Below are 3,375 nucleotides of genomic sequence, written 5' to 3'. Positions count from 1 at the left end.
GATGCCGTGGCCTTCGACGCCGCCCGCTATGCCGACATGTCGGTGGCGCGGGGTGCGTATCTGGTGCAGGGCCTGGGGCATTGCGGCAGCTGCCACACGCCGCGCGCGCCGACGATGCAGGAGAAGGCGCTGGACGAGTCCAGCCCCGAGTACCTGGCCGGCGGGCCGCTCATCGACGGATGGGTGGCGGTGAACCTGCGCGGCAATCCTGCAGACGGACTGGGCGCCTGGTCGGCGGCCGACATCGTCGCGACCTTGCGCAGCGCGCGCAACGCATCGCATGCGGTGGTCGGCGGTGCGATGAACGATGCCATCGTGCACAGCACGCAGCACCTGAGCGACGACGATCTGAAAGCGATTGCCGCATTCCTCAAGACGCTGCCGCCTTCGGCGCACTCGCCATCGTCGTTCAACGCCGACCCTGCAACCGCCAAGGCGCTGTGGCAGGGCGTCAACTCGACGCGCGGCGCCGAGCTGTACGTCGACAACTGCGCGGCCTGCCATCGCAGCGACGGCCTGGGCTACGCGCAGGTATTTCCGCGCATCGCCGGCAACTCCACCGTGCTGGCAGGCGATCCGAGCTCGGTGATCCGCCTGATCCTCGAAGGCAGCAAATTGCCCGCCACGCGCGTCGCGCCATCGGAGCTTGGAATGCCCGGCTTCGGCTGGCGCCTGTCGGACGACGAAGTGGCGCAGCTCGCGAGCTTCACGCGCCAGAGCTGGGGCAACAAGGCTTCGGCCGTGCAGGCCGCGCAGGTCGGCACGATCCGCAGCGCCATCGAGAAGGAGCGGTCCGCGCAGGCCGCACCCGCGCGTTGATCGATCGCCTCATGAACCCAGACAGGAGCATGCCCGTGACCGCACCGGACTCATCGCAACCACCGTCATCGAGGCGCCAGTTGTTCAAGGGGTTGGGCGCAGCGACCCTCGCCGTCGCGGTGCTTCCCGGATGCGACACCCGGCAGGCAACCGCCGCGCAGGGTGAAGCGCCCACGGGCAACCCGGTACCGAGCACCTATTCGCCGCGCTTCTTCACCGCAGGCGAGTGGGCCTTCGTCAACGCCGCCAGCGCGCGATTGATTCCGAACGACGCATCGGGTCCAGGGGCGGTGGAAACCGGCGTGCCCGAGTACATCGATCGGCAGATGGACACGCCCTGGGCCACCGGCAAGCTCTGGTACATGCAGGGGCCGTTCAACGCCGACGCACCGGCCACGATGGGTTATCAATCGCAGCTCACCCCGCAGCAGATCTATCGCCTGGGAATCGATGCCGCCAACGGCTTCGTGCAGAAGGCGCAAGGCAAATCCTTCGTGCAACTCGCGGCGGATGCGCAAGATGCGGCGCTGCATGAAATCGAATCGGGCAAGGCCGTGTTCGAAGCCGTGCCGGCCCAGCTGTTCTTCTCGATGCTGCTGCAGAACGTGCGCGAAGGCTTCTTCGCCGATCCGGTGCATGGCGGCAATCGCGGTCTCGCGGGCTGGAAGCTGATCGGGTTTCCCGGTGCGCGCGCCGACTTCATGGACTGGGTCGAGCGCGACGTGAAGTATCCGCTGCCACCCGTGGCCTTGAGCGGGCAGAGAGGCTGAGCATGGCCGGCAACACGATGAAGAAAGCCGACGTGGTGATCGTCGGCTTCGGCTGGACCGGCGCGATCATGGCCAAGGAGTTGACCGAGGCCGGCCTGAACGTGGTCGCGCTCGAGCGCGGCCCGATGCAGGACACGGCCACCGACGGTGTCTACCCCAAGGTGCTTGACGAGCTCACCTACAACATCCGCCGCAAGCTGTTCCAGGACATCTCGCGCGAGACCGTGACGATCCGCCACAGTGTGAACGACACGGCGCTGCCCTATCGGCAGCTGGGTGCTTTCCTGCCCGGCACCGGTGTCGGTGGCGCGGGGCTGCACTGGTCGGGCGTGCACTTTCGCGTCGACCCCGCCGAACTGCGCCTGCGCAGCCATTACGAAGAACGCTACGGCAAGAAGTTCATTCCCGAGGGCATGACGATCCAGGACTTCGGCGTCAGCTACGAAGAGCTGGAGCCGCACTTCGACTTTGCTGAAAAGGTGTTTGGCACATCGGGTACCGCATGGACCGTGGCCGGCCAGAAAGTGGGCGAAGGCAAGGGCGGCAACCCGTTTGCGGCCGACCGCTCGCACGCCTTTCCGTTGCCCGCGCAGAAGCGCACGGTGTCGGCGCAACGCTTCGGCGATGCCTCGGCGAAGCTGGGCTATCACCCCTATGACCTGCCATCGGCCAACGCTTCGGGGCCGTATACCAATCCGTACGGCTGCCAGATGGGGCCGTGCAATTTCTGCGGCTACTGCAGTGGCTATGTCTGCTACAACTATTCGAAGGCCTCGCCCAACGTCAACGTGCTGCCGGCGCTGCGCCAGGTGCCGAACTTCGAGCTGCGCACGCATGCGCACGTGCTGCGCGTGAACCTCGCGGCCGATCGCCGCACCGCCACCGGCGTCACTTATGTCGATGCGCAAGGGCGCGAGGTGGAGCAGCCGGCGGACATCGTCGTCATCTGCGCGTTCCAGTTCCACAACGTGCGGCTGATGCTGCTGTCGGGCATCGGCACGCCCTACGACCCGGCGACCGGCAAGGGCACCGTCGGGCGCAACTTCGCCTACCAGAACATGGCGACGATCAAGGCCTTCTTCGACAAGGACGTGCACGCCAACCCCTTCATCGGCGCGGGCGGCAACGGCGTGGCGATCGACGACTTCAACGCCGACAATTTCGACCACGGCCCGTTCGGCTTTGTCGGCGGCTCGCCGATGTGGGTCAACCAGGCTGGCGTGAAGCCGATCAGCGGCATCTCGCTGCCCGAGGGCGCACCCGGCTGGGGCAGTGCGTGGAAGCAGGCCGTTGCCGACAACTACACGCACACGATGTCGATGGATGCGCACGGCGCGCACATGAGCTACCACGACAACTACCTGAGCCTGGACCCGACCTACAAGGATGCCTGGGGCCTGCCGCTGCTGCGCATGACCTTCGACTGGAAGGACAACGACGTCCGCATGACCCGCTTCATGGCCGAGAAGATGCGCGGCATCGCTGAGGCGATGGGCCCGAAGGCCGTGCGCGTGTTCGTCAAGAACTTCGGCGAGCACTTCGACACGACCAGCTACCAGACCACCCACCTCAACGGCGGCGCGATCATGGGCACCGACCCGGGCACCAGCGCGGTCAACCGCTACTTGCAGAGCTGGGACGTGCACAACGTCTTCGTGTCCGGCGCGTCGGCCTTCCCGCAGGGGCTGGGCTACAACCCGACCGGCCTGGTGGCGGCGCTGACCTACTGGTCGGCCAAGGCGATCCGCGAGCGCTACATCGCCAGGCCCGCGGCGCTGGCCTGACC

3 protein-coding genes are annotated in these 3,375 nt (G+C 66.8%); all 3 read left to right on the top strand.

Annotated features, from left to right (window positions below; translation table 11 throughout):
- A partial coding sequence (locus tag ACSFCA_RS36395) for a c-type cytochrome (protein ID WP_435462984.1) occupies positions 1-819 on the top strand: 819 nt, incomplete at its 5' end.
- Positions 820-848: 29 nt separating this feature from the next.
- Entirely contained in the window at positions 849-1,589 is a 741-nt protein-coding gene (locus ACSFCA_RS36390) for a gluconate 2-dehydrogenase subunit 3 family protein (protein WP_435462985.1), read from the top strand.
- 2 nt (positions 1,590-1,591) lie between these two features.
- Positions 1,592-3,373, top strand: a complete 1,782-nt coding sequence (locus ACSFCA_RS36385) for a GMC family oxidoreductase (RefSeq protein ID WP_435462983.1) — start codon at positions 1,592-1,594, stop codon at positions 3,371-3,373.
- Positions 3,374-3,375: the final 2 nt, after the last annotated feature.

The sequence above is a fragment of the Variovorax multivorans genome (assembly GCF_051216835.1).
In the GTDB taxonomy this organism is placed as follows: domain Bacteria; phylum Pseudomonadota; class Gammaproteobacteria; order Burkholderiales; family Burkholderiaceae_C; genus Variovorax.
Note: the sequence above shows the minus strand (reverse complement) of the source record. Positions and strands in the feature narration are given on the sequence as shown.